This window comes from Wenjunlia tyrosinilytica, assembly GCF_014646055.1.
GTDB classification, from domain to species: Bacteria; Actinomycetota; Actinomycetes; order Streptomycetales; family Streptomycetaceae; genus Wenjunlia; species Wenjunlia tyrosinilytica.
In genome coordinates this window covers 108,894-133,841 of sequence record NZ_BMMS01000017.1, presented here as the reverse complement: position 1 = coordinate 133,841, position 24,948 = coordinate 108,894, and the positions used below count along the sequence as shown (strand labels likewise).

Annotated in this window: 23 protein-coding genes; 15 read left to right on the top strand and 8 right to left on the bottom strand. The window is 69.5% G+C overall.

Annotated features, from left to right (window positions below):
• Positions 1 to 8 precede the first annotated feature (8 nt).
• The 4 genes from IEY86_RS20255 (at position 9) to IEY86_RS20240 (ending at position 3,610) form a co-directional block, all read left to right on the top strand.
• Complete coding sequence (locus IEY86_RS20255) at positions 9 to 926, top strand: MurR/RpiR family transcriptional regulator (RefSeq protein WP_189133180.1); 918 nt, start codon at positions 9 to 11, stop codon at positions 924 to 926.
• Positions 927 to 1,337: 411 nt separating this feature from the next.
• On the top strand, positions 1,338 to 2,027 hold the full coding sequence (locus IEY86_RS20250) for a LuxR family transcriptional regulator (RefSeq protein ID WP_229698612.1): 690 nt from the start codon (positions 1,338 to 1,340) through the stop codon (positions 2,025 to 2,027).
• A gap of 292 nt (positions 2,028 to 2,319) precedes the next feature.
• Positions 2,320 to 2,811 carry a carboxymuconolactone decarboxylase family protein gene (locus IEY86_RS20245; RefSeq protein ID WP_229698611.1) on the top strand — a complete coding sequence of 164 codons (492 nt, stop codon included), beginning with the start codon at positions 2,320 to 2,322 and terminating at the stop codon, positions 2,809 to 2,811.
• Entirely contained in the window at positions 2,804 to 3,610 is an 807-nt protein-coding gene (locus IEY86_RS20240; RefSeq protein WP_189133178.1) for an SDR family NAD(P)-dependent oxidoreductase, read from the top strand. The genes IEY86_RS20245 and IEY86_RS20240 overlap by 8 nt, the downstream gene beginning before the upstream one ends.
• 64 nt (positions 3,611 to 3,674) lie before the next feature.
• Here the strand turns inward: IEY86_RS20240 and IEY86_RS20235 are convergent, their stop codons facing one another.
• Positions 3,675 to 4,337 (bottom strand): TetR/AcrR family transcriptional regulator, encoded by a 663-nt coding sequence (locus IEY86_RS20235; RefSeq protein ID WP_189133177.1) that lies wholly within the window; start codon positions 4,335 to 4,337, stop codon positions 3,675 to 3,677.
• 404 nt (positions 4,338 to 4,741) lie between these two features.
• Between IEY86_RS20235 and IEY86_RS20230 the strand changes: the two genes are divergently transcribed.
• Together IEY86_RS20230 and IEY86_RS20225 are read left to right on the top strand one after the other, a co-directional pair.
• On the top strand, positions 4,742 to 5,989 hold the full coding sequence (locus IEY86_RS20230; RefSeq protein WP_189133176.1) for a CSLREA domain-containing protein: 1,248 nt from the start codon (positions 4,742 to 4,744) through the stop codon (positions 5,987 to 5,989).
• A 103-nt stretch (positions 5,990 to 6,092) separates the two neighbouring features.
• Positions 6,093 to 7,736 (top strand): carboxylesterase/lipase family protein, encoded by a 1,644-nt coding sequence (locus IEY86_RS20225; protein WP_189133175.1) that lies wholly within the window; start codon positions 6,093 to 6,095, stop codon positions 7,734 to 7,736.
• Between the two features lie 20 nt (positions 7,737 to 7,756).
• Here the strand turns inward: IEY86_RS20225 and IEY86_RS20220 are convergent, their stop codons facing one another.
• On the bottom strand, positions 7,757 to 8,395 hold the full coding sequence (locus tag IEY86_RS20220; RefSeq protein ID WP_189133174.1) for a TetR/AcrR family transcriptional regulator: 639 nt from the start codon (positions 8,393 to 8,395) through the stop codon (positions 7,757 to 7,759).
• Positions 8,396 to 8,696: 301 nt separating this feature from the next.
• On the opposite strand from IEY86_RS20220, the gene IEY86_RS37580 reads away from it, so the two are divergent.
• Entirely contained in the window at positions 8,697 to 8,819 is a 123-nt protein-coding gene (locus IEY86_RS37580; RefSeq protein WP_265805075.1) for a hypothetical protein, read from the top strand.
• Between the two features lie 35 nt (positions 8,820 to 8,854).
• Here IEY86_RS37580 and IEY86_RS20215 read toward each other — a convergent pair whose 3' ends face one another.
• The 3 genes from IEY86_RS20215 to IEY86_RS20205 form a co-directional block, all read right to left on the bottom strand.
• Complete coding sequence (locus IEY86_RS20215; protein ID WP_189133173.1) at positions 8,855 to 11,245, bottom strand: ATP-binding cassette domain-containing protein; 2,391 nt, start codon at positions 11,243 to 11,245, stop codon at positions 8,855 to 8,857.
• Between the two features lie 389 nt (positions 11,246 to 11,634).
• Positions 11,635 to 12,312: a response regulator transcription factor gene (locus tag IEY86_RS20210; RefSeq protein WP_189133172.1), complete on the bottom strand. Its 678-nt coding sequence runs from the start codon at positions 12,310 to 12,312 to the stop codon at positions 11,635 to 11,637.
• The gene (locus tag IEY86_RS20205) at positions 12,309 to 13,577 is read right to left on the bottom strand and encodes a sensor histidine kinase (RefSeq protein WP_229698610.1); all 1,269 of its coding nucleotides are present in this window, start codon (positions 13,575 to 13,577) and stop codon (positions 12,309 to 12,311) included. Before IEY86_RS20205 ends, IEY86_RS20210 begins: the two co-directional genes overlap by 4 nt.
• Positions 13,578 to 13,831: 254 nt before the next feature.
• Here IEY86_RS20205 and IEY86_RS20200 point away from each other — a divergent pair, with 254 nt between their 5' ends.
• From IEY86_RS20200 to IEY86_RS20180, 5 genes are all read left to right on the top strand, one after another.
• Positions 13,832 to 15,994: an MMPL family transporter gene (locus tag IEY86_RS20200; protein WP_189133171.1), complete on the top strand. Its 2,163-nt coding sequence runs from the start codon at positions 13,832 to 13,834 to the stop codon at positions 15,992 to 15,994.
• Positions 15,995 to 16,463: 469 nt separating this feature from the next.
• On the top strand, positions 16,464 to 17,930 hold the full coding sequence (locus IEY86_RS20195) for a S8 family serine peptidase (RefSeq protein WP_229698609.1): 1,467 nt from the start codon (positions 16,464 to 16,466) through the stop codon (positions 17,928 to 17,930).
• 64 nt (positions 17,931 to 17,994) lie between these two features.
• Positions 17,995 to 18,360 carry a hypothetical protein gene (locus tag IEY86_RS20190; RefSeq protein WP_189133169.1) on the top strand — a complete coding sequence of 122 codons (366 nt, stop codon included), beginning with the start codon at positions 17,995 to 17,997 and terminating at the stop codon, positions 18,358 to 18,360.
• Between the two features lie 168 nt (positions 18,361 to 18,528).
• The gene (locus tag IEY86_RS20185; RefSeq protein ID WP_189133168.1) at positions 18,529 to 19,149 is read left to right on the top strand and encodes a hypothetical protein; all 621 of its coding nucleotides are present in this window, start codon (positions 18,529 to 18,531) and stop codon (positions 19,147 to 19,149) included.
• A 13-nt stretch (positions 19,150 to 19,162) separates the two neighbouring features.
• A complete protein-coding gene (locus tag IEY86_RS20180) occupies positions 19,163 to 19,813 on the top strand; it encodes a histone H1-like repetitive region-containing protein (RefSeq protein ID WP_189133167.1) in 651 nt (216 codons plus the stop codon).
• Between the two features lie 33 nt (positions 19,814 to 19,846).
• Here the strand turns inward: IEY86_RS20180 and IEY86_RS20175 are convergent, their stop codons facing one another.
• Both IEY86_RS20175 and IEY86_RS20170 read right to left on the bottom strand, forming a co-directional pair.
• A complete protein-coding gene (locus IEY86_RS20175) occupies positions 19,847 to 20,179 on the bottom strand; it encodes a VOC family protein (RefSeq protein ID WP_229698608.1) in 333 nt (110 codons plus the stop codon).
• Positions 20,180 to 20,330: 151 nt separating this feature from the next.
• A complete protein-coding gene (locus tag IEY86_RS20170) occupies positions 20,331 to 21,287 on the bottom strand; it encodes an AraC family transcriptional regulator (RefSeq protein WP_189133166.1) in 957 nt (318 codons plus the stop codon).
• Between the two features lie 138 nt (positions 21,288 to 21,425).
• Here IEY86_RS20170 and IEY86_RS20165 point away from each other — a divergent pair, with 138 nt between their 5' ends.
• Complete coding sequence (locus IEY86_RS20165) at positions 21,426 to 21,713, top strand: DUF1330 domain-containing protein (RefSeq protein ID WP_189133165.1); 288 nt, start codon at positions 21,426 to 21,428, stop codon at positions 21,711 to 21,713.
• A gap of 310 nt (positions 21,714 to 22,023) precedes the next feature.
• Here the strand turns inward: IEY86_RS20165 and IEY86_RS20160 are convergent, their stop codons facing one another.
• On the bottom strand, positions 22,024 to 22,983 hold the full coding sequence (locus IEY86_RS20160) for an alpha/beta hydrolase family protein (RefSeq protein WP_189133164.1): 960 nt from the start codon (positions 22,981 to 22,983) through the stop codon (positions 22,024 to 22,026).
• Between the two features lie 166 nt (positions 22,984 to 23,149).
• Between IEY86_RS20160 and IEY86_RS20155 the strand changes: the two genes are divergently transcribed.
• A complete protein-coding gene (locus IEY86_RS20155) occupies positions 23,150 to 23,749 on the top strand; it encodes a TetR/AcrR family transcriptional regulator (protein WP_189133163.1) in 600 nt (199 codons plus the stop codon).
• Positions 23,750 to 24,169: 420 nt separating this feature from the next.
• On the top strand, positions 24,170 to 24,730 hold the full coding sequence (locus tag IEY86_RS20150) for a hypothetical protein (protein ID WP_189133162.1): 561 nt from the start codon (positions 24,170 to 24,172) through the stop codon (positions 24,728 to 24,730).
• Positions 24,731 to 24,948 lie beyond the last annotated feature (218 nt).

Below are 24,948 nucleotides of genomic sequence, written 5' to 3'. Positions count from 1 at the left end.
AGCGAGTCATGGCTGTCCCGGCAGATGAGGCCGGCAATGTGCTGCGTCTCATCACCAGCAAGCTGCCGTACCTACCGGGCGCGCTGCGCCAGATCGGCGAGTACCTGCTGGCCCATCCCCAGCAGGCGCAGTCGATGACCATTTCACAATTGGCCTCGGCCTGTGGAGTGGCCGAGTCGACGGTCTCCCGGTTCGTGCGCGAGTTGCGCATGGACAGCTACCACTCGCTCCGCCTCAGCCTCGCCGAGGCCACCTTCGCCACCCGCTCGGCGGGCGCGGGCCGGGACGAGGAGTTCGTCTACGAGGGCATCCTCCGCGGCGACGAGGCTCCCGCCATCGTGGGCAAGATCGAGCGCAGCAGCCGCCAGGCGCTGATGCAGACCGCCAAGCAGGTCAGCGGCGACGCCATCGGTCGGGCCGTCGATCTCCTGCACGACGCGGCCGCGGTGGTGTTCTGCTGCATGGGCTCCTCCAGCATCGCGGCGGAAGAGGGGGTCATGCGGTTCACCCGGGCGGGCAAGAAGTGCCTGCTCTACCGCGACCAGAGCGTGCAGGTCATGCTGGCCACCATTCTGACCCCGCAGGACGTCCTGATCGGCATCAGCGACTCCGGCCAGTCCACCGCGATCGTGGAAGCCATGCGGCTTGCCCGGCGGACCGGCGCCACCTCCATCGGTATCACTTCCGCCCAGGACAGTCCCCTCGCGGAGCTCAGCGATGTGCCGCTGTTCACCTCCAACGTCACGGGGGAGGGGCTGTACGGAGAGTCCGTCACCTCCAAGTGGGGCCAACTCCTCCTGATCGACATCCTCTACGCCACCTACGCCGCACGCCACTTCGACGACACTCTCCAGCACCTCAAGGAGACGTACGAGGCGGGCATCCGCCACTCCCGATTCCCCGCACACCCGCCGACGGAGGGCTGACGGGCGAACCGCGCCGCCCTTCGATGCGCTGGACGGGCTCATGGCCGCGGTCCGGGCGCGCGAAGGGCGGCGGCGGGCAGCTGTGCCAGAGGATCACTCCGCGGCGGTGGTTGAGTCGGCGGTGGCCGGTCGACCACGACGTCGTGGCATTCATGCGTAGCGGTCGCACTCGTGGTGAGCACGACCGACGGTGGGGGCTTCATCCCGCTGGGCCACGAGCGACGGGGACCCCTTCGCGCCTTCTCGCGACCCATCAGAGTGGAGTCGGCGCCCGATGTCCCAGAACATCCATCCGGCTGAACTCGGGCAAGAACGCCGTGGATTCGGACGGGGCCCCGGCCGCTACGCCATTGATATACACGTCGCGGAACCAGCACACCGTTGCTGCGACAAGAAAATGAGGTGACTCCCATGACGCCTTCCCGCACCCCTCACGTCGACCCGGCAGCGCCCGCTCGGGCAGCGCCACCGAGGGCTCACGGCCCGGACCGGATCGCCGTGATGGCCGACGGGCCCGCCGCCGGCACTGCCACTCTCGGTCCAGACCTGCGGATCCTGGCCGTGGACAGCAGCTTCATCAGGTACTTCGGTAGATCCTCCGCGGAGCTGTGCGGCCTCAACCTGTACGAGCTGCTGCATCCCAGTTCCCTGCCCGTCCTGCGCGAGCACTTCCTGCGTCTGCGCGACGGGCGGCGGTCCCGCTTCACCCAACACGTCCTCGCACGCGGTTCGCGGGACGAGGTCTTCCCGGGCGTGCTGACCGGCGTGCCCGTCCAGGGCCGGTCCGACCAGCGGTCGGCCGTCATCGTCCTCGTCAAACCGGACGGTCGGGTGGCCGATGAACCGCCCTCCACCCGGCACCGGATACTGCTGTCACCGGTGGAGGCCCGGATACTCGAAGGGGTGGCCGAGGGTACCTCCACCGTGCAGATGGCCGCCAAGCTCTATCTCAGCAGGCAGGGCGTCGAGTACCACGTGGCATCGCTGTTCCGGAAGATGAAGGCGCCCAACCGCGCGGCCCTGGTCTCGCGCGCGCACTCGGTGGGCATGCTGACCGTGGGCGCCTGGCCGCCCCGGGTGGTCCCGGACTACGTGAAATGACCCTCTTCCGCAGGTCTCCAGCAGGTCTCCCGCAAGGGGGGCGGGCCGGTTACCGGGCGAGTCCGTCATGCGCCACCCGCCCCGGTACCCGTTGACCCATTCACTTGCTAAACGTTCAGCCAGTTTCTAAGGTGGGGTCATGGACGACGCCGCCCCTGGGGCACTTGGCTCATTGGCCGACGGCCTGGCGCGGAGCAGCCGCTTGCCCCGCCTCACGCCATTGCCGGAACAGGACTGGGATGCGCGAGCGCGTGGGCTGTTGGCCGGCGCTCCGCGGGATCCCGGAGGGCGGGTGCCCAATATCTTCTCCACGTTGGTCCGCCACCCGGACCTCTACGCCGCCTTCATGCCTTTCGGCGCTCAGTTGCTGCGCGGCGGGCTGCTGCCCGGAAGGGTGCGGGAACTGCTGGTCCTGCGCACCGCGCACAACACCGGGGCCGCATACGAGTGGGGACGGCATCTGCCGCTGGCCGAGGCCGAGGGTCTCACCGCCGACGATGTCGCCCGCATCGCGCAGGGTCCGGAGGACACGGGATGGACGGACCTCGACAGGCATCTGCTCCGGGCCGCCGATCAGCTCCACAGCGACGCCCGGATCTCGGCCGGCACCTGGAATGCTCTGGCGTCCCGCTACGGAGAGGCCGAGCTGATAGAGATCGCCATGCTCGTCGGCCAGTACCACATGGTGGCGTTCTTCCTGAACTCCGCCGGCGTGCAGCTGGACCCCGGCTTCGAACCCTTCGAGGCGACCGCAGGGGTGGAACGGACGCACACCGATGACTGAGCTCCGCAAACCGCAGGCGGAGGAACGCGGCCTGGCAGGGCGCAGGCTCCTGGTGATCGGCGCGGGCACACGTGCGGACGAGGATCCGCACGCACCCGTCGGCAACGGGCGGGCCATATCCGTGCTTGCCGCCCGCGAGGGAGCCAAGGTGGCCTGCGCCGACGTCGTGCCCGAGGCGGCGGACGCCACCGCGAAGCTCGTGACCGCCGAGGGGCGTCGCGGGACCGCTCTGACAGCCGATGCCACCGACCCCGACCAGGTCGGCGCCTTGGTCGCCGAGGCGGCCCGCGAGCTCGGAGGCCTGGACGCGCTCGTGGTGAATGTCGGAATCGGGCTCGGCGCCGGTTTGGCGGGCTCCTCACTCGAGGACTGGGACCGCGTTCTGTCCCTCAATCTGCGCGCGCCCTTCCTCGCCGCGAAATACGGCCTGCCGGTGATGGAGGAGGGCGGCGCCATCGTCTTCATGGGGTCGGTTGCCGCCCTGCGTGCCGCTACCGGTTCGCCCGCGTACGACAGCTCCAAAGCGGGTCTGCTGGGTCTGGCCCGGCATGTCGCCAAGGAGGGCGCCGCCCGCCGTATCCGCGCCAACGTGGTGGTGCCGGGCCTGATCGACACTCCGATGGGCCGCCAGGCGTCCGCCGCACGTGCCTCCAGGACGGCCTCCTCCGCCCGGATCCCGCTCGGCCGCCAGGGCACTGCCTGGGAGGTGGCCCAGGCCGTCACGTTCCTGCTGTCCGACCGCGCCTCCTACATCACGGGCCAGCAGCTGATCGTGGACGGCGGACTGAGTGCGGTCTGACCGCACCTCACCGGTCGGCCGGTGTGCGCTGCCGGGCTCCCACGTGCGGCCCTGACGGCTGGGGTCAGCCCTTCCTCTTCCCGGGGGCGAGCGCCAGCAGCACCATCTCTCGGGCCGCTCGGCCGACTTCCTCCAGGCGGACGCGGGAGGGGTCCACCTGGTACTGGAGCAGAACGCCCCGGGCCAGGCTCTCCAGCAGGAACGCCTGCGCCCGCGGATCCACGCCCGGGCGGATGCTCCCGTCGGCGATTCCCTGCCGAATGTCGTCCTCCACGCCGGTGCGGACCAGGTCGAGTTGACCGGCCAGGGGCGGTTGCGCGGCCTCGCCCGAGCTGCCGACAGCCTCGACCAGCAGCACCAGCAGCGCGCGGGCCCGCACCCCCGGGCCCGGCTCCGCCAGAGCGGAGAAGTACTGTTCCAACTTGGCCAGTACGGCTTCGAACCCCGTCATGTGTTCGTATCCCGGCAGTGCCCGGAGCCGGTCGAGGAAGACCTCGCGGATGTCGTGGACGACCGCCTCGACGAGTCCGGCCTTGGAACTGAAGTGGTAGTTGACCATGCCGCGGCTGACCCCGGCGCGGTCACCGACCTTCTTCACCGTCAAGCCCCGGTAGCCCTCCTCCGCGAGGATCCCCAGCGCCGCGTCGAGCAGCCTGCGTCGCGAGGCCTCCCGCTGGTCGTCGCGCATCGTCGCAACAGGGCCGTTCGGCGTCGTGGTATCAGTCATCGCCCCAGCATTGTCCCATCCACCCTGGTCAGCTGCTCGAAACGCGCCCGTGGACGTCTGTACGTCATCCACGTCGGAGTGCCGCAGGCGTGCTGGACGCGGGCGGCACCGGGTCGGAACTCTGCGCCCAGCCGCTGAGCCCGGGCCATTCGGCTTCCGTTCGCGGTTTCCCTGTCACGCCTGTGGACAACGCCTGCTCCGAATGGAACGCTCACTACAGAGCCGCCCACTGCAGAGCCGTTGCCGGGCCCGGGGGAGATGTCGTGCCCATCGCGCCGTACGGATGCGGCGGCTCGTACGACCTGGCGCAACAGAGCCGGCGCAACAGCGCGGTCCGACGGACCCGGCACCGCCTCGCCATCGCAATGCCGGTCAGCATCCCTCAGCGGACGGGAGTTCACCCGATGAGAAACCGCACCCGCTCAGCCATGCCCGCCGCGGTGTTACTCGTCATGGCGGCGTATCTGCCCACCCCGGCCTCCGCCAACGAAGCGCGGGGGGAATCCGGGCCCGGAGAGTTCACCGTGGACACCACCGCCGACGCCGTGGACGCCGACCCGTCGGACGGCGAGTGCCGCACGCGGACGGGAGGTTGCAGCCTGCGTGCCGCGGTCATGGCCGCCAACGCCCGGCCGGGCAGCACGATCACGCTGCCCGCCGGCCGGTACCGGCTGACCATCCCGCCCAACCCCCGCCTCATCATCGGCTCGCACCCCGATCCGAGCACCGGTGACCTGAACGTCAACGCTCCCACCACGATCAGGGGAGCGGGGGCGCGCACGACTGTCATCGACGCCAACCGCATCGACCGGGCCTTCCGCATGCGGGCGGACAGCCGACTGTCCGACCTCACCATCATCGGGGGAGTGGCCAGGCAGCGCGAACTTCCCTTCACCGACACCGGTGGCGGCGCGATAGCCAACGGTCGGCACATGACCCTCAAGAGCGTCGCCGTGACCGGGAACTCCGCCGGCTACGGCGGCGGCATCTTCAACGTCCCCGGCTCGCACCTCGACCTGATCGACAGCACGGTCAGCGGCAACACCGCCGGGGAGGCCGGGGGCATCAGATTCGACGACGGCGGCACGGTGACGAATTCGACGATCTCCGACAACCGGGTGACCGACCCCGGCGACCGCCCCGGAAGCCTGGGCGGCTACGGCGGAGGCCTGGACATCCGCGGCCTCGGGCACGTACAGATCCTCAACTCCACGGTGACCGGCAACAGCGCGACCGACGGCGGCGGCGGGATCAATATCGCCCCCGCCTATCTGGACAGCCTGCCCCCGCCGATCACCGACATCATCGATCTCCCACTGGGACACCTCACCCTGCGGAACTCGATCATCGCAGGCAACACCGGGGCGGGAACACCGGCCGACTGCGATCGCGTCTTCGCGGACATCGCCTCAAACGGGCACAACATCGACAGCGACGGCAGCTGCGGCCTGACCGGCGAGGGTGACCTGCCCAGCCGTACCGCGCTGGTCGGCCCCCTCGCCGACAACGGCGGGCCCACGGACCCGCACGCGCTGCTGCCGGGCAGCCCCGCGCTCGACGCGGCTGCCGAGTGCCCCGCCACCGACCAGCGCGGAATCCCCCGTCCTCAGGGCGCCGCCTGCGACATCGGCGCGTACGAACGCACGCGGTGACACCCGTGGCCCGGTCCGGGAGGCAAGCATCACGCTCGCCCGGCGGCGCCTCCCTCACCGAAGGCAGCCCTCACCGGTGACAGACGGAGCGAAAGGAGACTTCATGAGATCCCGCAGCGTCCGCACCCCCGCCACCACCCGTGCCCTGACCGCCCTCGCGGCCCTGCTGTGCACGATCACGGTGCCTGCCGCGGCCCGCGCCGACTCCGCCCACACCCCGCTGGTCGTCCATACCGCCCAGGGGCCGGTGCGCGGTGCGGCCGGTCCCGATGGCGGCAGGGTCTTCCACGGCATCCCCTTCGCCGCCCCACCGACAGGGCAGCTGCGCTGGCGACCGCCCCGGCCACCGGAACCCTGGTCCGGCGTACGCGACGCGACCACCCCGGCCGCCCCCTGTGCCCAGTCACCACTGACGCTGCTCCCCGACGGCGGGCCGGTCCTGCCCGGCGAGTCCAACCGGACCGGCAGCACATCGGAGGACTGCCTGTACCTCAATGTGCGGGCCCCGGCCCGCACCGTCGGCAGGAACCTGCCGGTGCTGGTCTGGTTGCACGGGGGCGGCAACACCTTCGGCGCCGGGAGCGACTACGACGGCTCGGTCCTCGCGGCCCGCGGTGTGGTGGTGGTCACGGTCAACTACCGGCTCGGAGCGCTCGGCTTCCTCGCCCACCCCGCCCTGTCCGCCGAGAGTCACGACCGTGCTTCGGGCGACTACGGCCTGATGGACCAGCAGGCCGCGCTGCGCTGGGTCCGCCGCAACATCGGGGCGTTCGGCGGCGACCGCGACAGGATCACTCTCGGCGGCCAGTCGGCCGGATCCGCGGACACCTGCCTCCACATCGCCTCGCCGACCGCGAAGGGCCTGTTCCGCCGGGCGATCCAGCAGAGCGGCAGCTGCACATCGGACGGCGCCCCGACCCCGCTCACCCTGAGCGCGGCCGAGGACCGAGGGCGGAGCCTCGCCGCGTCGGTCGGCTGCGCCGACCCACAGGCCGCGGCGGCCTGCCTGCGTGCCGTACCCGCCACGGAGCTCATCCGCGCAGCCCCCGGGGCCGCATCCCTGTGGACGCCCAACACCGGGCCGCGCATCCTGCCCGTCCCACCGCGGACGGCGTGGTCCACCGGGCAGGTCAACGCGGTCCCCACCCTGAGCGGCAGCACCCATGACGAGTACCGGTACTTCACAGCGCTCTACGTCGACCTGCTCGGGGGCGGTCCGCTCACGCCCCGCAGTTACGCCGCCCTGATCAGGCGCGAGCACGCCGACCGGGCGGACGCCGTCCTCGACGCCTACCCGGCTTCAGCGTTTCCCTCACCCGATCTTGCCTACTCCGCGGTCGGCACCGACCAGCGGTTCAGCTGTCCGGCGCGGGCGGACAGCCGCCTCTACAGCGGCAGGGCACCCGTCTACGCGTACGAGTTCGACGATCCCGGCGCACCCCCCTTCATCCCGGCGCCGTACACCCCGCAGGGCGCCTTCCACGCCGCAGAGCTCGCCTACCTGTTCCCCATGGACGCCTTGCCCCTCACCAGTCCTGCCCAGCGTCGGCTGTCGGAGACCATGGCCGGCTACTGGGCCAGGTTCGCCGCCACCGGCAGTCCCAACGGGCCGGGCGCCCCGCCCTGGCCGCGGTACACCCCCGACAGCGACCGCATCCAGGTCTTGGCCCCGGACCGGACCGCTCCCACCACCGCATTCGCAGCCGACCACCGCTGCGCGTTCTGGCAGTCGCCCGGCGTCCCCTGAGCGAAGGAGGACAACGTAACTCAGGGGTGCCCCACACGCGGCGTCTTCCCGGCTGGGACGCCGCTGCGGTGGGCCGCCAGGGCCCGCAACGCGACACGCAGCGGCTCGATGTCCAGGGAAGCGGCCGGTTCGAACCAGCGAGCGACGGCGGTTCCGCTCGCCGTTCTCAAGGTGAAGCGGGCCAGTTCCTCCGACACCTCGGGGCGGTCGCCGAGGTCGAAGACCCGGCTGAGGGCCCCCCGGGCCCAGGCCATCAGGGTGTCGCGGTAGCGGTGCAGTTCGGCGACGGCCTCCGCACTGGCGCTCTGCTGCAGCATGCTCAGCCCCAGCAGCAGCTTCGTCCCGTGCGGATGGCGCTGGAACACCACCGTCAGCGCTTCGAGGAAGCTGTCCAGCCGCTGCGCAACGTCCGCGCCGGGGACGTCGATCGAGGGCAGGGCCGTCTCCAGGGTGATCCTGGCGCGCTGCAGCACGGCGACGTAGATGCCGTCCTTGCTGCCGAAGTGCCAGTAGATGGAGCTGGCGGGGAGCCCGCAGGCGGCGGAGATCATCGATATGGAGGTGGCCGCATAGCCGTGCCGGGACATGAGGTCGGTGGCGGTGTCGAGAATCGCCTCGCGGGAGCGCGTGCCGCGGTCGTGTGCCGGTGCCTCCGTCATGCTCCCGACTGTAGGGCGTCTTTCAGCAGCGGTTCTCGATAAACCAAGACTGCGGGCGTCCCAAATGAGGGCCGGTCCGTGCGCAGCACGACCGGGCCGACGTCGGCAGTGAGCGCCGGCCCAGGGGTGGTCCTCGTACGTGGCGACGGGCAGGGCGGGTGGACGTCACTCGACTGCGCCGCGGTGGCTCGACTGCACCGCGGCGGCTTTCGGACATCCGGTGGATCACGACGACATGGTCGGTGCCCGCGCGGATACCGTCCGATGACAGGGGATCGCCGTCAAGGGACGGGGAGTGCTGATGGGCAAGGGCCTGGTGTGCAGTGCGGTGGGGGCCGCCGTCGGCGTGGGCACGCTCGCGGCGCGGATCATGGCCGCCAGGATCGAACGCAATCCTGATCCTGGGACGAGCCGAAACAGCTGAGAGGACTCGTCCAACGGTGCCCGTGAGAGACGTGGTCAGGTGCCGACGTAGGCCGCGAGATGCTCGCCGGTGAGGGTGGAACGGGCGGCGACGAGGTCGGCGGGTGTGCCCTCGAAGACGATCCGGCCGCCGTCGTGGCCGGCGCCGGGGCCGAGGTCGATGATCCAGTCGGCATGTGCCATCACCGCCAGGTGGTGCTCGACGACGATGACCGACTTGCCGGAGTCGACGAGCCGGTCGAGCAGGCCGAGCAACTGCTCGACGTCGGCGAGGTGCAGACCTGCGGTCGGCTCGTCGAGGACGTACACGCCGCCCTTCTCGGCCATGTGGGTGGCCAGCTTGAGCCGCTGCCGCTCGCCTCCGGACAGCGTGGTGAGCGGCTGGCCGAGGCTGAGGTAGCCGAGGCCGACGTCGGCGAGACGGCCGAGGATGCGATGCGCGGTCGGCGTGCCGGCCTCACCGGCGCCGAAGAACTCCTCGGCCTCGGTCACCGACATCGCGAGCACCTCGCTGATGTCGCGGCCGCCGAGGTGGTACTCGAGCACCGATGCCTGGAACCGCTTCCCCTCGCACTCCTCGCAGGTGGTGGCGACGCCGGCCAGCATCGCCAGATCGGTGTAGACGACGCCGGCGCCGTTGCAGGTCGGGCAGGCGCCCTCGGAGTTGGCACTGAACAGCGCCGGCTTCACGCCGTTGGCCTTCGCGAACGCCTTGCGGATCGGGTCGAGCAGTCCCGTGTAGGTCGCCGGGTTGCTCCGGCGCGAGCCCTTGATGGCGCCCTGGTCGACCGAGACCACACCCGCGCCGGCCGGGAGCGACCCGTGCACCAGCGAGCTCTTGCCGGAACCCGCCACGCCGGTGACGACGGTCAGCACTCCGAGGGGGATGTCGATGTCCACGCCTTGCAGGTTGTGCTCCGTCGCGCCGCGGACCTCCAGCGTGCCGGTGGGCTTGCGCACCGCCTCCTTCAGGGCGGCCCGGTCGCCGAGATGGCGGCCGGTGACGGTGCCGCCGGCCCGCAGCCCCTCGACCGTGCCCTCGAAGCAGACGGTGCCGCCCGCCGTACCGGCGCCGGGGCCGAGGTCGACGACGTGGTCGGCGATCGCGATCGTCTGCGGCTTGTGCTCCACGACGAGCACCGTGTTGCCCTTGTCCCGCAGCCGCAGCAGCAGATCGTTCATCCGGCTGATGTCATGGGGGTGCAGGCCCGTGGTGGGCTCGTCGAAGACGTAGGTGGTGTCGGTGAGCGAGGAGCCGAGGTGGCGGATCATCTTGACGCGCTGTGCCTCGCCGCCCGACAGCGTCCCCGACGGCCGATCCAGCGCCAGGTAGCCGAGGCCGATCTCCGCGAACGAGTCGAGGGTCTGCTGCAGCGCGGCGAGCAGCGGCGCCACCGACGGCTCGTCGAGGCCGCGGACCCATTCCGCCAGGTCGGTGATCTGCATCGCGCAGGCGTCGGCGATGCTGATCCCGTTGATCTTCGACGACCGGGCGCCCTCGCTGAGCCGGGTGCCGTCGCACTCGGGACAGGTGGTGAAGGTGACCGCCCGGTCCACGAATGCCCGGATGTGCGGCTGCATCGCCTCCCGGTCCTTGGAGAGAAACGACTTCTGGATCTTGGGGATCAGCCCCTCGTAGGTGAGGTTCACGCCCTCGACCTTCACCTTCGTCGGCTCCCGGTGGAGGAAGTCGTGCATCTCCTTCTTGGTGAACTCCCGGATCGGCTTGTGCGGGTCGAGGAGTCCCGACTCGGCGTAGACCCGCACGGTCCAGAAGCTGTCCGACTTCCAGCCGGGGATGGTGAACGCGCCCTCGGCGATCGACTTGGAGTCGTCGTAGAGCTGGGTGAGGTCGATGTCGGAGACCGTGCCGCGGCCTTCGCAACGCGTACACATGCCGCCGGTGCGGGAGTAGGTCGCCTTCACCGCCTTCCTGGCACCGCGCTCGACGGTGATCGCGCCGCTCGCCCGGACCGAGGCGGTGTTGAAGGAGTACGCGCTGGGCGGGCCGATGTGCGGCTCCCCGAGCCGGCTGAAGAGGATGCGCAGCATCGCGTTGGCGTCGGTGGCGGTGCCGACGGTGGAGCGGGGGTCGGCGCCGATCCGCTGCTGGTCGACGATGATCGCGGTCGTCAGCCCGTCGAGGACGTCGACCTCGGGCCGCGCCAGCGTCGGCATGAAACCCTGCACGAAGGCGCTGTACGTCTCATTGATCAGCCGCTGCGACTCCGCGGCGATCGTGTTGAACACCAGCGAGCTCTTGCCCGAGCCGGAGACACCGGTGAACACCGTCAGCCGCCGCTTCGGAATCTCGATGCTGACGTCCTTGAGGTTGTTCTCGCGGGCACCGTGCACGCGGATCAGATCGTGGCTGTCGGCAGGGTGCGGCTCAGGCGACTGCGTGTCCGTCCTCGGGGCCAGGCTCATCGTGTCTCCCTCTCGTACGAAGCCGCCTTCGCGGCCCTTTCCGGCGTCGCCCGACGCCATCCAACCAGCTTCGAACAGGACGTCTGGCTTTCCTTGGCCTCGGCCCTTGGAGTCTCCGGACCCGGCCACGCTGCGCACCGGAGGAGCTCGGCTGCGCCTCGAGGTCCGGCACGTGCCGGTAGGCCACCGGTGAGGTCGTGCGGAGTCGTGGTGGCGATGTCCATGGCGGTCACGCTAGCTGTGGCCCGGTGGCCCGCGCTTCTCGAATCCTGATCGGTTCGATCACCTGTTCCGCTACGCACGCCGGCATCCCCGCGGTCGAGCGTTCCGCGTGGCGCCGACAGGTGCTGGGCGGCATACCGACCGCGGGAAAGTCGCAACGGGTCGCCTCAGTGACCGATGTCGTGGTCGCCCGCCTCGACGAGTCCGCTCTCGTAGGCGAAGATCACGATCTGGACGCGGTCACGCAGACCAAGTTTGGTGAGGATGCTCGACACGTGCGATTTGACGGTGGCCGGTCCGATGAAGAGCTGGGTGGCGATCTCCGAGTTGCTCGCGCCCCGAGCGACGGCGACCACGATCTCGCCTTCGCGGCCGGTGAGTCGCGCCAGGCGGCCCGCCACCGAGGTGCTGACGACACGTCGCTCCGCGAACTGGTCGATGAGGCGCCGGGTGATCGACGGTGCCAGCAGCGCCCCGCCCTCGGCCACGGTACGCACGGCGGTGGCGAGCTGCTCGGGGGGAATGTCCTTGAGCACGAAGGCGCTGGCACCGGCACGCAGCGCCTTGTAGACGTATTCGTCCGGATCGAATGTGGTCAGGATCAGCACCCGCACGTCCCAGTCCGCCTCCCGCAGGATCCGGGAGGCGGCCTCGATGCCGTCCATGCCCGGCATGCGGATGTCCATGAGGATCACGTCCGGACGGTGCTTGTGCGCCGCCTCGACGGCCTCGAGTCCGGTGCCGGCCTCGGCCATGACCTCGATGTCGTCATGGACCCGCAGAATCATGACGAAGCCCCGGCGGACCAGCGCCTGGTCGTCCACGACGACGACACGGATGCTCACGCGGGCTCTCCTCCAGTGGGCAGACGGGCGGCGAGCCGGAAACCGCCGCCGGGCCGCGGCCCCGCGTCGAGGCTGCCGCCGAGGAGCAATGCCCTCTCCCGCATGCCGACGATGCCATGGCCGGTCACAGCACCGTGGGCGCCGGCGGACACCGATTGGACGGCGGCTCCGCGACCGTCGTCGAGCACTTCGATGCTCAGGCCGCCACTCTCGCAGCTCAGGCGCACCTCGGCGCGGGTCCGCGGTCCGCTGTGCTTGAGCACGTTGGTCAGTGCCTCCTGGATGATGCGGTACCCCGACAGCTCCACGCGAGCCGGGAGAGCAGCGTGGACACCGCCGGTGACCGAGACGTCCAGACCTGCCTCGCGGACCTGTTCGACGAGCTGGTGGAGGTCGGCCAGCCGGGGCTGGGGGCCCAGCAGGTCGCGGTCGGCTCCCGGCCGCAGTACCCCCAGCAGGTGACGCAGCTCGTCCAGCGCCTGGCGCCCGGCCTGCTCCACCGCCGCCATCGCTTCGAGGGCCTCCTGGGGAGCGTCGGCGGCCACCATCCGGGCCGCACCCGCCTGCACCGTCATCATGCTCACCCGGTGGGCGACCACGTCGTGCAGCTCGCGGGCGATGTGGGTGCGCTCCTCGGCGACGATCCGGCGCGCCTCGGCGGCCTGTTCCTCGCGGAGGCGGGCGGCGCGCTCCGCGCGCAGTCGCAGACGCCGCCCGATGTACCAGGCCACGAACATGACCGCGGCGCCGAAGCCGATGTCCCCCCAGGGGAAGGAGCGCAGCAGGCCGTCGATCACGACCCCGGTGACGGCGGCGGCGATGGCCGCGGCGGTGCCGAGGCGGCTCCGCCGGGTGTCCGCGGCGTATCGCCCGGCGCTGTACAGCGCCACGATCACGACCCCGCCGAGGTTGGAGTAGCTGCTGCCCAGCGTCGGCCCCCAGGCGACGAGCGCCACGGACAGGACCGCGACAGGTTCGCGTCGACGCCGGTAGAGCGCCCCGCCCGCCACGGCGAACAGGATCAGGACCGGGACGGGCACCTCGGTGATCGGGCGGATGCCGACCGCGTCGCCCGGTGCCTCGTCCCGCACGAATGCCGTGGCCAGGAGCAGGGCGGCCGCGAGGACGGCGTCCGCCCCCCGCGGCCACCGGGTGAAGGGCCCGCGGAACCTGCCCGGCACGCCGCGGGCCGGCGTCTCCGAGGGCAGCGTCGTGCGGTTCATCATCGCTCCGTCAACAGGATCCGGCGCCCCGGCGCTGGTCATCGGGGTCCTTCGGGCAAGTCATCGTAGGTCCGGGCCGCAGGCGTAGTCACCCGCCTGTGGGCGGATCCCCGGCTCACCCGTCAGGGGGAGGTACCGCCGCACTCCGCCCGTCCCGAGCGGGAGCCCCGGACCCGTCCGGTGGCGGGGGACAGCACCGCCGCCGGAACCCACGATGGAAGAGCTCACGAATTGCCTCCGGTGCGCCACGGACCGGCGGCGGACGGCGGCCATCTCTCACAGGAGCCCACACACCCATGAACCGATTCACCCGTCGCATCGGCAGGGCGAGCGCCCGCCGACCATGGGTCACCATCGCCACCTGGGCGGTCGCCCTCCTCCTCGTGCTGCCCCTGGCCGGCGCGGTCGGCGGCTCATTCGTCGACGACCTGGTCGCTCCCGGCAGCCAGAGCGAGAAGGCGATGCGGCTGCTCCAAGAGCGCTTCCCGGAAGCGTCCGGTGGCAGCGCCATGGCGGTCTTCGCCGCGCCGGACGGGGAGCGACTGGAGCGCCACCGGCACGCCGTCGACGCCGCGGTCGCCCGGATCGCCGACGTGGACCACGTCACCACCGCGGCCGATCCCTTCACCGCCGACACGCTCTCGCCCGACGGACGTATCGGCTTCGCCCGGATCACATTCGACGTGCCCGCGATGGACGTGGACCCCGCGGACATCGAGGCCCTGGCCGACGCGATCGAGCCCGCACGGGGGGACGGAGTCGTCGCCGAGCTGGGCGGTGACGCCGTGTTCATCAACGCCAAGACGGAGACATCGGGTGCGGAGGCTGCGGGGCTGCTGACCGCACTCGTCATCCTGGTGGTGGCGTTCGGGACGATCGTGGCCGCACTGGTGCCGATCGCGCTGGCCCTGGTGGCCGTCGCCGCGGGCCTGGGCAGCGTCATGCTGCTGGCCAACGCCATGGACGTCTCCACCGCCGCCCCCACGATCGGTGCGATGATCGGCCTGGGCATCGGCATCGACTACGCCCTGTTCATCATGGCCCGCCACCGCGAGAACCGCGCAGCCGGCCAGGACAACGCCACCGCGCTGTCGAACGCCATGGGGTCCTCGGGCGCGGCGGTCCTGTTCGCCGGAGGCGCCGTCATCGTGGCGATGGCCGCTCTCGCGCTGACCGGCCTGGGCTTCCTGACATCGATCGGCCTCAGTACCGCCCTGGTCGTTCTCTTCGCCGTGGCGACCGCCCTGACGTTGCTGCCTGCTCTGCTGTCGCTCCTGGGCGACCGTGTCCACCAAGGGCGCCGCCGGGGCCGCGAGCGCCCCGTGAAGAAGTCCGAGGACACGGCATGGTGGCGCTTCGCCCACCGTGTGTCCGGCCGACCGTGGCGCCACCTGCTCGCCGCGGCCGCGGTCCTGCTCGCCCTGGCCGCCCCCGCGCTGCGCATGGAGACCGGCTTCCCCGACGCGGGCGACGACTCCACGAGCACCACCCACCGCCGCGCCTACGACCTGCTGGCCGAGGGCTTCGGCCCGGGCTTCAACGCCCCCCTTCTGATCGTCGTCGACCTGACCCGCCCCGGTGCCGACGCCGAGGACGTCCCCGCACTTTCCCGGCGCATCGCCGCCGACCCCGGCATCGCCACGGTCGGCGATCCGCAGACCTCGCCGGCCGGGGACACCGTCGTGCTGCCCACGCTCCCGACCACCGCCCCCGCGGACGCCGAGACCTCCCGGACCCTTGAGCGTGTCCGCGATCTCGTCCCCGGCAACGTCGCCGTATCCGGCCTGACCGCCATGACCGACGACCTCACCGAGCAACTCGCCGACACCCTGCCGGTCTTCATCGCCGCGATTCTGGCAGCGTCGTTCCTGCTGCTGATGGTGCTGTTCCGCTCCGTCGCACTGCCACTGAAGGCCGCCGTGGTCAACCTGTTGTCGATCGGCGGGGCATACGGCGTGGTGGTCGCCGTCTTCCAGTGGGGCTGGCTCGGGGCCCTGTTCAACCTGAAGGGCACCTTCCCGATCGCCTCGCCCATGCCGACGATCTTCTTCGCCGTCCTGTTCGCCCTGTCCATGGACTACGAGGTGTTCCTGCTCTCGCGTGTCCGCGAGGAGTACGACGCCACGGGGAACACGACCGAGTCGGTGGCACGCGGCATGGCGGCCACGGGCCGTGTGATCACCTCCGCCGCTCTGATCATGACAGTGGTGTTCCTCAGCTTCGTCGCCAACCCGTCGCCGCTCGTCAAGATGATGGGCCTGGGTCTGGCGACAGCGATCGTGCTCGACGCGACGGTCGTCCGCATGGTGCTCGTGCCCGCGGCCATGGCGCTGATGGGGCGCGCGACCTGGTGGCTGCCCCGCTGGCTCGACCATCGGCTGCCCCGCATCGGCGTCGAGGACACCGACCGGCAGCCTCAGCCCGAGCCGGTGCTCGCTCACGCGGCCGGGAGCCGCTGAAGCTGAGCCGCAGAACGCGGCGGCGCGCGCGTGCGTACTGCTTGCCCGCCATGCGGCGCGACGCTGACCGGGGGGAGTCGAACTGCGCCGCATGCACGACGAGCCGCCCACGTCCGCGCCGTTCGGCGAACCATTGCTCTGGACCGCCTGTTCCGCCGGGTCCACCGAGCAGTAGTTTCCGCGCGGTTGCGGTGCGCCGGTCTCCCAGTCCCGGTCGAGATGATCCGATAGGAATGCGCTATCCGCAACTTGAATGACCTGAATGGGTGAAGTGTCGGCTTAGTTCGAATATCGAGGATTGGCGGGGAACTCGGACTCGCGGCCTGCTCAATACGGTTGCTGAGCCGCTGTCTCGCACAGCGGCCAGCCGCCAACCCACGACAGGCAACAGGATCCGCAGTGAAATGAGGTGGCAGCTGTGAGCGCGTCATACCCTGACGGGAGCCCTGGGTTCCTCAGCAAGCCCAAGATGCCGAAGCTTGCCAACGGCCTGCCCAGCATCGTCTACGCCCAGGCCTCACCCCGCTCGATCGGCGGCACCTCGCTGTTCGAGGCCGACACCACCACCGCGCGTACGGCGCAGGCGGTCCAGTCCGAGCCCCGCATCGTGGACCAGGCCGCGCAGCAACTGCGCGCCGCCGGGTTCACCGTGCTCGAGGCCCCGCGCGCCCGAGGCGGCACACACGAACTCGCTCCTGAGGTGACACTCAACATCTCCGGGCCCCCCGACCTCTACGAGCGTGCCTTCCACTGCACGTTGGAGCCCCAGGAACGGCCGGTGCTCAAGGAGCACAGGAGAGAAGATCTCGCCACCTTCGTGGAATGCCCTCAGACCGAGATGCCGGGCCTCATAGACACGGCAGACACCGACTTCGCCAACGTCCTCGAAGGAGTCGCCCTCGAGGAGCCCCGGTTCTTCTTCGCCACCGCGCTTGCCCCGCCAAGGGCCTACTGGCACCTGGACGTCCCAGGCGACGTATCGCTGGGGTGCAACGCCGACAGAGCCCACCGCAGTGGCATCACCGGTGCGGGCATCAAGGTGGTCATGACCGACTCGGGCCACTTCGCGCACCCGTACTACGCAGCACGCGGCTACAACGTGGAACCCGTCGTACTGGGACCGGGCGCCACCGCGCCGGCCGACGACGAGAGCGGCCACGGTACCGCCGAATCCGCGAACATCTTCGCCATCGCGCCGGACGTGGACTTCACGATGGTCAAAATGAGTTTCTTCAACACCATCGGCGCCTTCAACAGAGCAGTCGCACTGAACCCGCACGTCATCAGCAACAGCTGGGGATCGAGCAAGCGGCGTCCGAACGAGTTCAGCGCGGCGGATCAGGCCATGGCCGCCGCGATCGCCGTGGCCGTCGCACGCGGGATCATCGTGGTCTTCTCTGCGGGAAACGGTCATTTCGGCTTCCCGGGCCAGCATCCCGACGTCATCTCCGCAGGCGGTGTCTTCATGTCACCCGACGGAACCCTGCGCGCATCCGACTACTCCAGCGGCTTCGCCAGCGAGATCTTCGTCGGACGCAACTCTCCCGACCTGTGCGGGCTCGTCGGCATGCTGCCCAGGGCGGCCTACATCATGCTGCCGGTGCAGCCCAACGACGACATCGACCGCGACCTCGCCGGGAACCACCACCCCGACGGCGACGAGACCCCGGCCGACGACGGCTGGGCGGCCATCAGCGGCACATCCGCCGCCGCCCCGCAGATCGCCGGCGCCTGCGCCCTGGTCAAAGAGGCCAACCCGCAGCTGACCCCGTCGCAGGTCCGCGACATCCTGCGCCGCACAGCCCGCGACGTGGCCGCAGGAAACTGCTTTGTCCGGGACGGCATGGGACACGCGGCGGTCCCGGGCCCGGACCTGGCCACCGGCACCGGTCTTGTCGACGCCCACGCAGCCGTCGTAGCCGCCCAGCAGCCGTAGAAACCCAACCTCCGGCAGTGGCACCCGGTACGCCGCGCCATGGTTCTAGGGAGTCGTCCGTGCCATGACCACCGCGCCCGGAGACCACGAGCAGGCTCTTTCAGCACTCGTCATCCTGCGCCCGCCCGGGGAAGGACCGGTCGTGGACCGGCTCACCGCCGACCGTGTCCACCAACTCATCCCCTCCCCGAGCGTGGTGCAGACGGTCACCGAATGGTTCGCGTCACGCGGCTTCGACGTCGGCGAAGCAGTAGGCATCTCCTTCGCGCTCACCGGACCGCGTTCCCTCTTCGAAGACACCTTCCACCTCCCTGCCGGCAGACCCGGGTACGAACCCCTCGGCCTTGACGCCCTGCCCCAGGACGTGGCTCGGCACATCAGCACCATCACCTTCGCTCCACCCCCCGAATTCGGCCCCGACAACCCCTGAACATCCTCGACCGCGCGGCCTCGGCCGCCATCGTTTGGAAGTACCGGTAGCGAGAAGCGGGGCGGGCCGGGCCGGGCATTCCGCCGTTCGGCGCAAGGACCGGCTCGACAGGGGGCGCGCCCGCGTGTTCTTCGGCCATGGGCCGAAGGCGGCACAGACAATACGACCGTGGATGACGCCGGCGTCGCAGCACCTCGAACGAACCCGGGCAACGCGCTCATGTGGCTGACGTGCTCCACAATCAGCGTGACAGCCACGATCCTCGCGGCTCGGTTGGCGGCCAGATCCAGTGGTCCGACCCCGCCGCACGCCGAGGACGTCGCCGAGTCGGATGAGAAGTACAAAATGGCTTACGATGCCGCACTCCGCAGACTCACGCAGCAGGAAGGAACTCTCGGAAACCTCAGAGTTCGGGCAGCGGGACTGCTGACAGTCGCTGGAGCCATTGCGACGTTCACCTCGACGATCGGACTGATCGGTACGGACAACCCCATCTCGTCATGGTGGGCACTTTGGCTTCTCCTGACCTTGACCGTCATCCTCTATTGCGCACTCAGGAGCCTCCTTCCGGTCCGCCGTGGTTGGAGTTACGGGGCACCCGCAAAGGACCTCCTCGACCACGAGGGCGATGATATCCAGCTCCGCCTGGACGCAACCATGGGAATGGTGCAGGGCGTCAAGGACAATGAGGATATTCTGGTGGGTCGGTCCCGCTACTATGAGATCGGTGCGTGTCTTTTGGTCGTGGAGGTTGCCCTGGCGGTAGCGGCTTCCGTGGCTTCCAAGTGATGGGACGAATTCGATGAACAGTGGTGGCGAGGCCGAATCGCCTTTGCGGACAGGCCTGAACGAAACCCCTGGGCGTATCGCCAACCCGATTCCTCCGGAGAAGGGGGTGGCTTACGCGGAGGGCCTTTTGTCGCGAGTCGAGAGGCGGCTCGGCAGTCGGGAGGCGGCCGAGGATGCTTTTGTCGCCGTAATTGGAGCAATCGCCGAGAGTGAAATCACTCCCACCAATTTTGCTGATCTCTTTGTGGCGCCCCTGCAGGGGGATGAGCTTGCGCATGAAATCTCATACAGCGATTTCAACGATCTTTTTGCGCCGTCCCAGGGAGCGCAAGCCGATGAGGTGACGGCGAAGAAGACCTACGCCAAGAAGACGCCTGCCAAGGCGGCCGAATCGAAGTCGAAGAAGAAAGCGGCAGCAAAGAAGGCCGCAGCAAGGAAGGCCGCGGTCAAGGAGGCATCCGCGAAGAAGATGTCCGACAAGAAGGCGGCAGCAAAGAAGGCTGCAGCCAAGAAGCCGACCGCCAAGAAGTCGTCCGATAGGAAGGCGGCAGCAAAGAAGGCTGCAGCAAAGAAGTCGTCCGCCAAGAAGTCGTCCGATAGGAAGGCGGCAGCAAAGAAGGCGGCAGCAAAGAAGTCGTCCGCCAAGAAGTCCTCCTCCGGCTGACCCGGGCCACCAGGGGCCGGTGCGTCGTCCCTCTCAGTTGGACGGCGGTGCTTCCCGCAGCTCGACGTACTCGATCACCGCACTGTCCGCGTGTCGCGCGGTCAGGTTCCGGCCGGTGGGCACGTCATTCGGACCGGAAAGGATCTCAGCACCGTGCGCACTCAAGTCGCGCTCGGCTTCAGCAAGGTCGTCGACCGCAACAGTCGCCTGGACGCTCCTGAACGGGGCAAGCGCCTCCGGAGATCCGGCGACGACGAGGAAGTCGCCGATGGCCGCCAGTTCCAACTCGCCATACGAGAAACGCCGTAGCGGGCCAGAGCCCGTGAGCTCGGTCAGGAGCGGCAAAGCCCGGTCGAGGTCGTCCACATACAACCGGGCGGGGCCATGGCCCGGGTTGCGGGCCGGTTCGGGCGCGGGTGGAACCAGGTGCGACCGCCCGGGCCTTCGGGACGTCCACTGTGAGCTCCGCAGCAGGAGGGACCCGCCGGCGCACGGCGCCGACGCAGGGGCGGCGTCGTCACCGAGCACCGGCAGAGTGCGCGCCGGCCGCGCGGTGCTCTCGTCGGAAGCGGCCGGGAGCGACCCCGAAGGTGCGCTTGAAAGCGTTGGAAAAGGCGAATTCCGAGGTGTACCCGACCTGCTGGGCCACAGTGGCGAGGGGAGAGTCGCCGGCGCTCAGGATCCGCGCCGCGGTGCTCAGTCGCCACCAGGTCAGGTAGGCCATCGGTGGCTGCCCTACGAACGAGGTGAAGCGCTTGGCGAAGGCCGTTCGGGACATCCCGACCTCGTTGCTCAGGTCCTGGACGGTCCATGGCCGCGCGGGGTCCCGGTGGAGGTGGTTAAGCGCGGCCGCGACCGCCGGATCGGTGAGCGCGGCGAGCCAGCCGGTGCTGGGCCGGCGGGCGGATTCCTCGTCCATCCATGCGCGCAGGAGGTAGACCAGGAGCAGGTCCAGGAGGGCGGGCAGCGTGGCGTCCGCTCCCCGCCGGGGATCCGTCAGTTCGGTGGCCAGAAGGTCGACCGCGGTGCGCAGGGCCGGGTGGTGGCCGGGCCGGGCGGGGAGGTGGACGATGTCTGGGAGCGCATGCAGGAACGGGTGCGCCCTTCCCCGGTCGAGACGGTACGCGCCGCACAGCAGGAGCGTGTCATCGTGAGTCAGTTCGTCAGTCATGTCGCCGGGGAGGTCGCCCACCTGCCCCGGTTGCACGTCGAGGGGCAGGTCCGCCGCCGCCCGGTCCGCGCTGTCGCTCATGCCGTGCATCGTTCCGTGTGGCAGGAACACCACGTCACCGGAGGTGAGCAGTCTCGCGGAGTCGTCCGCGGGGAGCAGCCAGCAACTGCCCCGCAGAACGATGTGGAACCCCGCGCCCGGGTACGGCCCGAATCGGCTGCCCCACGCCCCGCTGCGTCGCGAGCGGGTGAACTTCGCCCGGCCGACCCGCATGGTGGCAATGACGTCGCTGAACACGTCCATGAACTGGAATCTACCGTGAAGCCGCCCTTGAGCACGATGGCGTATGTTCTGCCCCCTTCCACGCATGGAAGAGTCCCGGACGGTCCCCATACGGTCGGTGGCAACACACCAGTGCCACTCACCGGAGGGAATTCAGACATGACCGCCTACGTCGTCATCGACCTCGACATCGACGATCCGGAGGGCTTCCAGCGGTACATCGACGGGGTGACACCCCTCATCGACAGGGCGGGCGGGCGCAATGTGCTGATCGACGACAACGCCCTGGTGCTCGAAGGGGACTGGCGCCCCGCGACCCTGGTCATCCATCACTTCCCGTCCAAAGCCGCGCTCCAGGAGTTCTGGGACTCCCCGGAGTACCAGCCGCTGAAGGTGCTCCGCCGCGAGTACTCGACGGTCAAGGTGGTGGTCGGCGAAAGTGCCTGACGCCTCGCCCCCCGGTTACCACGCCCAAGCGGACTCCACCGCTGCGGCCCCGCCCGTAGCCGGGGGCCGTGACGCCCTTCGGCTCAGCCCGATTCCTCGACGTGGCGGCCCTTGTGACTGTTCTTGAGCAAGGCCGTCGCCGTCCAGGTTCAGCCCGGCGACTCAGGAGGATCTACTTCCGCCGACACCGATGCTGTCACCCTCGCGCCAGAGCCTCCGGACGCGGCCGGGGCCGGGGCCGGTCAGGCATCGTGCGTTCCAGCCACCGGCGGTGTTCGACGCCAGGTCAGCCGGTGGTGTCTCCTTGGGCCTACTTGGATTCGACCCGTCCGAGCGGGCTGGAGGCGGCCGTCAGCGCGTCACGCGCTGTCTGCCATGCGGGATCCCCGGGGTAGAGCTCGGTGCGGAGATAGGCCCAGGTGAGCCGTTGGACCGCGGACACTCGCTCGGGGCTCTCGTCCGTGGTTTCGGCGACGTCATATCCAGACACCCCGCCGAGCCCGTGCTCTGCGTCGAACAGGGTGAGCAGGGACTTGGGGCCGGTGGAGAGGAAGTACGGATCGGTGTGCCATTCCGGGCCCCGAACCGTCAGGTGGGCAGAGGCGTCCTTGTCGCCTGCGACCACGAGCGCGGGCGTCGTCATCGTGGAGAAGTCCGGGGTCAGGAGGAAAGGAAAATCCTTGGCCGCGGACTCGGTGAGGGCATCGCCGCCTCTGCCGGGCGCGGCGAGCAGTACACCCGCCTTGATCCGGGGCTCGAGCAGGTTCACTTCCGTCCCGTCGTGCGGATCGGTGAGCCGGGCGCCCAGCAGCAGGCTCGCGGTGTGCCCGCCCATCGAGTGCCCGGCCACGGCGACCCTGGTTCGGTCCAAGCGCCCGAGGAACTGCGGGACAGCGGCCTCGATCACGTCGAACCGGTCGAGGATGTGCTTCATGTCCTCGGCCCGTGATCGCCAGTACAGGGGTGCCCCGGGGGTGTCGGGAGCGAGGGTCAGCGTCCTTGAGCTCAGATGGGTGGGCTGGATCACCGCGAAGCCGTGTGCCGCCCAGAAGTTGGCGAGGGGGGCGTAGCCGTTCAGTGAGGAGAGGTGGTTCGAGTGGCCCTGACCGTGCGAGAGCAGGACGACCGGCAGGTCGCTCCCGGTCACGGGCGCGGAGACTCGCACCTCCAGGTCCACGGCTCGGCCGGGAGCCGGCAGCACTACCGGACCGACCGAGAGGACGGGAGTGGGCGGGCTGAAGGTGTCGGCCGTGTCGGCCGGTTCACTCATGATGGGTATGTCCCTTCGATGGCCACCGCTGCCGATCTCGTTCGGTCGGCGGCGGGTGAGGCGGTCGGGAGCGTCCGGCTTCGGCTAGCCTGGAAGCGGAACGTTGCTCCGATTAACATACGGAACAGTGTTCCGTTTTGTCAACGGCCGTCGTAAGGAGAGCGCGGTGCCCGCTGAGAACCAGCCCGGACAGGGGCCTGCCCGAACCAAACGGGCCGACGCGCTGCGCAACCAGCAGGCACTGCTCGACGCCGCCGCCGCGGTGTTCGTCACCTCCGGCGTCGATGCGCCCATCCGTGAGATCGCGGCCGGAGCGGGCGTCGGGCTGGGGACGATCTACCGCCACTTCCCGACTCGGGCGGATCTCGTCGTCGCCGTCTACCGCCACCAGGTCGAGGCATGCGCCGAGGCCGGCCCGAGTCTGCTGGGCAGTGCGGACGCCCCGCTCGCAGCACTGCGTCAGTGGGTCGATCTCTTCGTCGACTTCCTGGTCACCAAGCACGGACTCGCCAACGCGATGCAATCGGACAGCAGCGGCTTCGAAGCGCTGCACACCTACTTCCTCGACCGCTTGGTGCCCGTCTGCGCGCAATTGCTCGATGCCGCAGTCGACGCCGGCGAGATCAGGCCCGGTACGCACGCCTACGAATTGATGCGCGGCATCGGCAACCTGTGCATCGGACGTGACAGCGACCCCCGCTACGACCCCCGCCGATTGGTCGAACTGCTCCTTCGGGGTATGTCCGAAGTACGTACGAGCCCGTGAGGTGACAGACGGGCGGGGGCTCGTTCCGGGGAGCCGGCCCCTCCGAACGGTCCGGGATGGACAAGGTCCGGGATGAGGTGCGGAATTGCAGTTGTGGCCGCCCGGATCATGGCGAACTCGGCCTGCTGGTGGTGAGCGATACTCCGACAGATCAAATGGGGCGGCTGGACCTCGCGTTATGTATCAATCGCACAGTCAGGGCCATCCACCGATCCTCTTGTCGTTAGTCTGGCGGCGGTCTGTGAGGCGCAAGCGCGCGCAACCCCTCGTGCGGCAGTCCCGCATTCGTGTCACCGGACCTGAAATGTCTTGGGGAGGTTCAAATTGGCACAACGTGAGCGCTTGACTCAGATCGCGGCCCGTCACAGGACAGAGAATTCGCGAGCGCAGGATCGGGCGCGATGGGTCGACAGGGCTCAAGTGGGCGCAGTCGTTGTGGCTGGAATCGGCTTGGTCCTGAGTGGGTATGGCGGGATTCTCCAGTCGCAGGCCACTCAGGACCAACTGGAACAAAGCCGCGAGCAGGATCGGATCCGAATCGAGGAACAAGCGGCACTGTTCGACTCGGCCATCCAACTGAGCAAGAACAAGATGAGCACCGCTCTCGCGCTGTCGAACTACTCCCTCAGGAGCGTCAGGGGTGTCGTCGTTCTGACTTCGGACTCCGATCAGGCACGATGGGCATTCAAGTTTCCGAACGTCCCTCCGTGCACCCGTTGGACGCTGGACATGCAGGACGTCAAACGGGCCAGGCTGAGCGTACTCAAGGATGATTGGGAGCCCTGGTTGCGTACTCTCGACGCAACGGCCTTCAAGGACTGGCGCGGAAGACCGTGGCGACTTGACCGTGACGGCACGCTGAAGAGTGATTACGTCCACAAGTCCCCGGACAGGGACGACAAACGCCCTGGCTACAGGTTCGCCATCAGTGGTCACGATATGCTCGTCCTCGCGAAGCAGCAGTCACTTCCTGACTGCTAGAGCCGCCCCTGCCACAACCATCGAAGGCGAAAGGCCGGGCTGTGCTCGCACCGACCTGAACGTCGGTGCCCGCAGGCGTCGGCGGACAGCGTGGCTCGACCCGGAACCAGCGCCGTCGCAGACCCTCCCTGCGCGCGGGGGGCGCGCCCCGCAACTGCCGATCGGACGGGACTTTGCCGGAGCACGCCGATCTCGGTGCGTGCTGGTCGGTGGCGCGT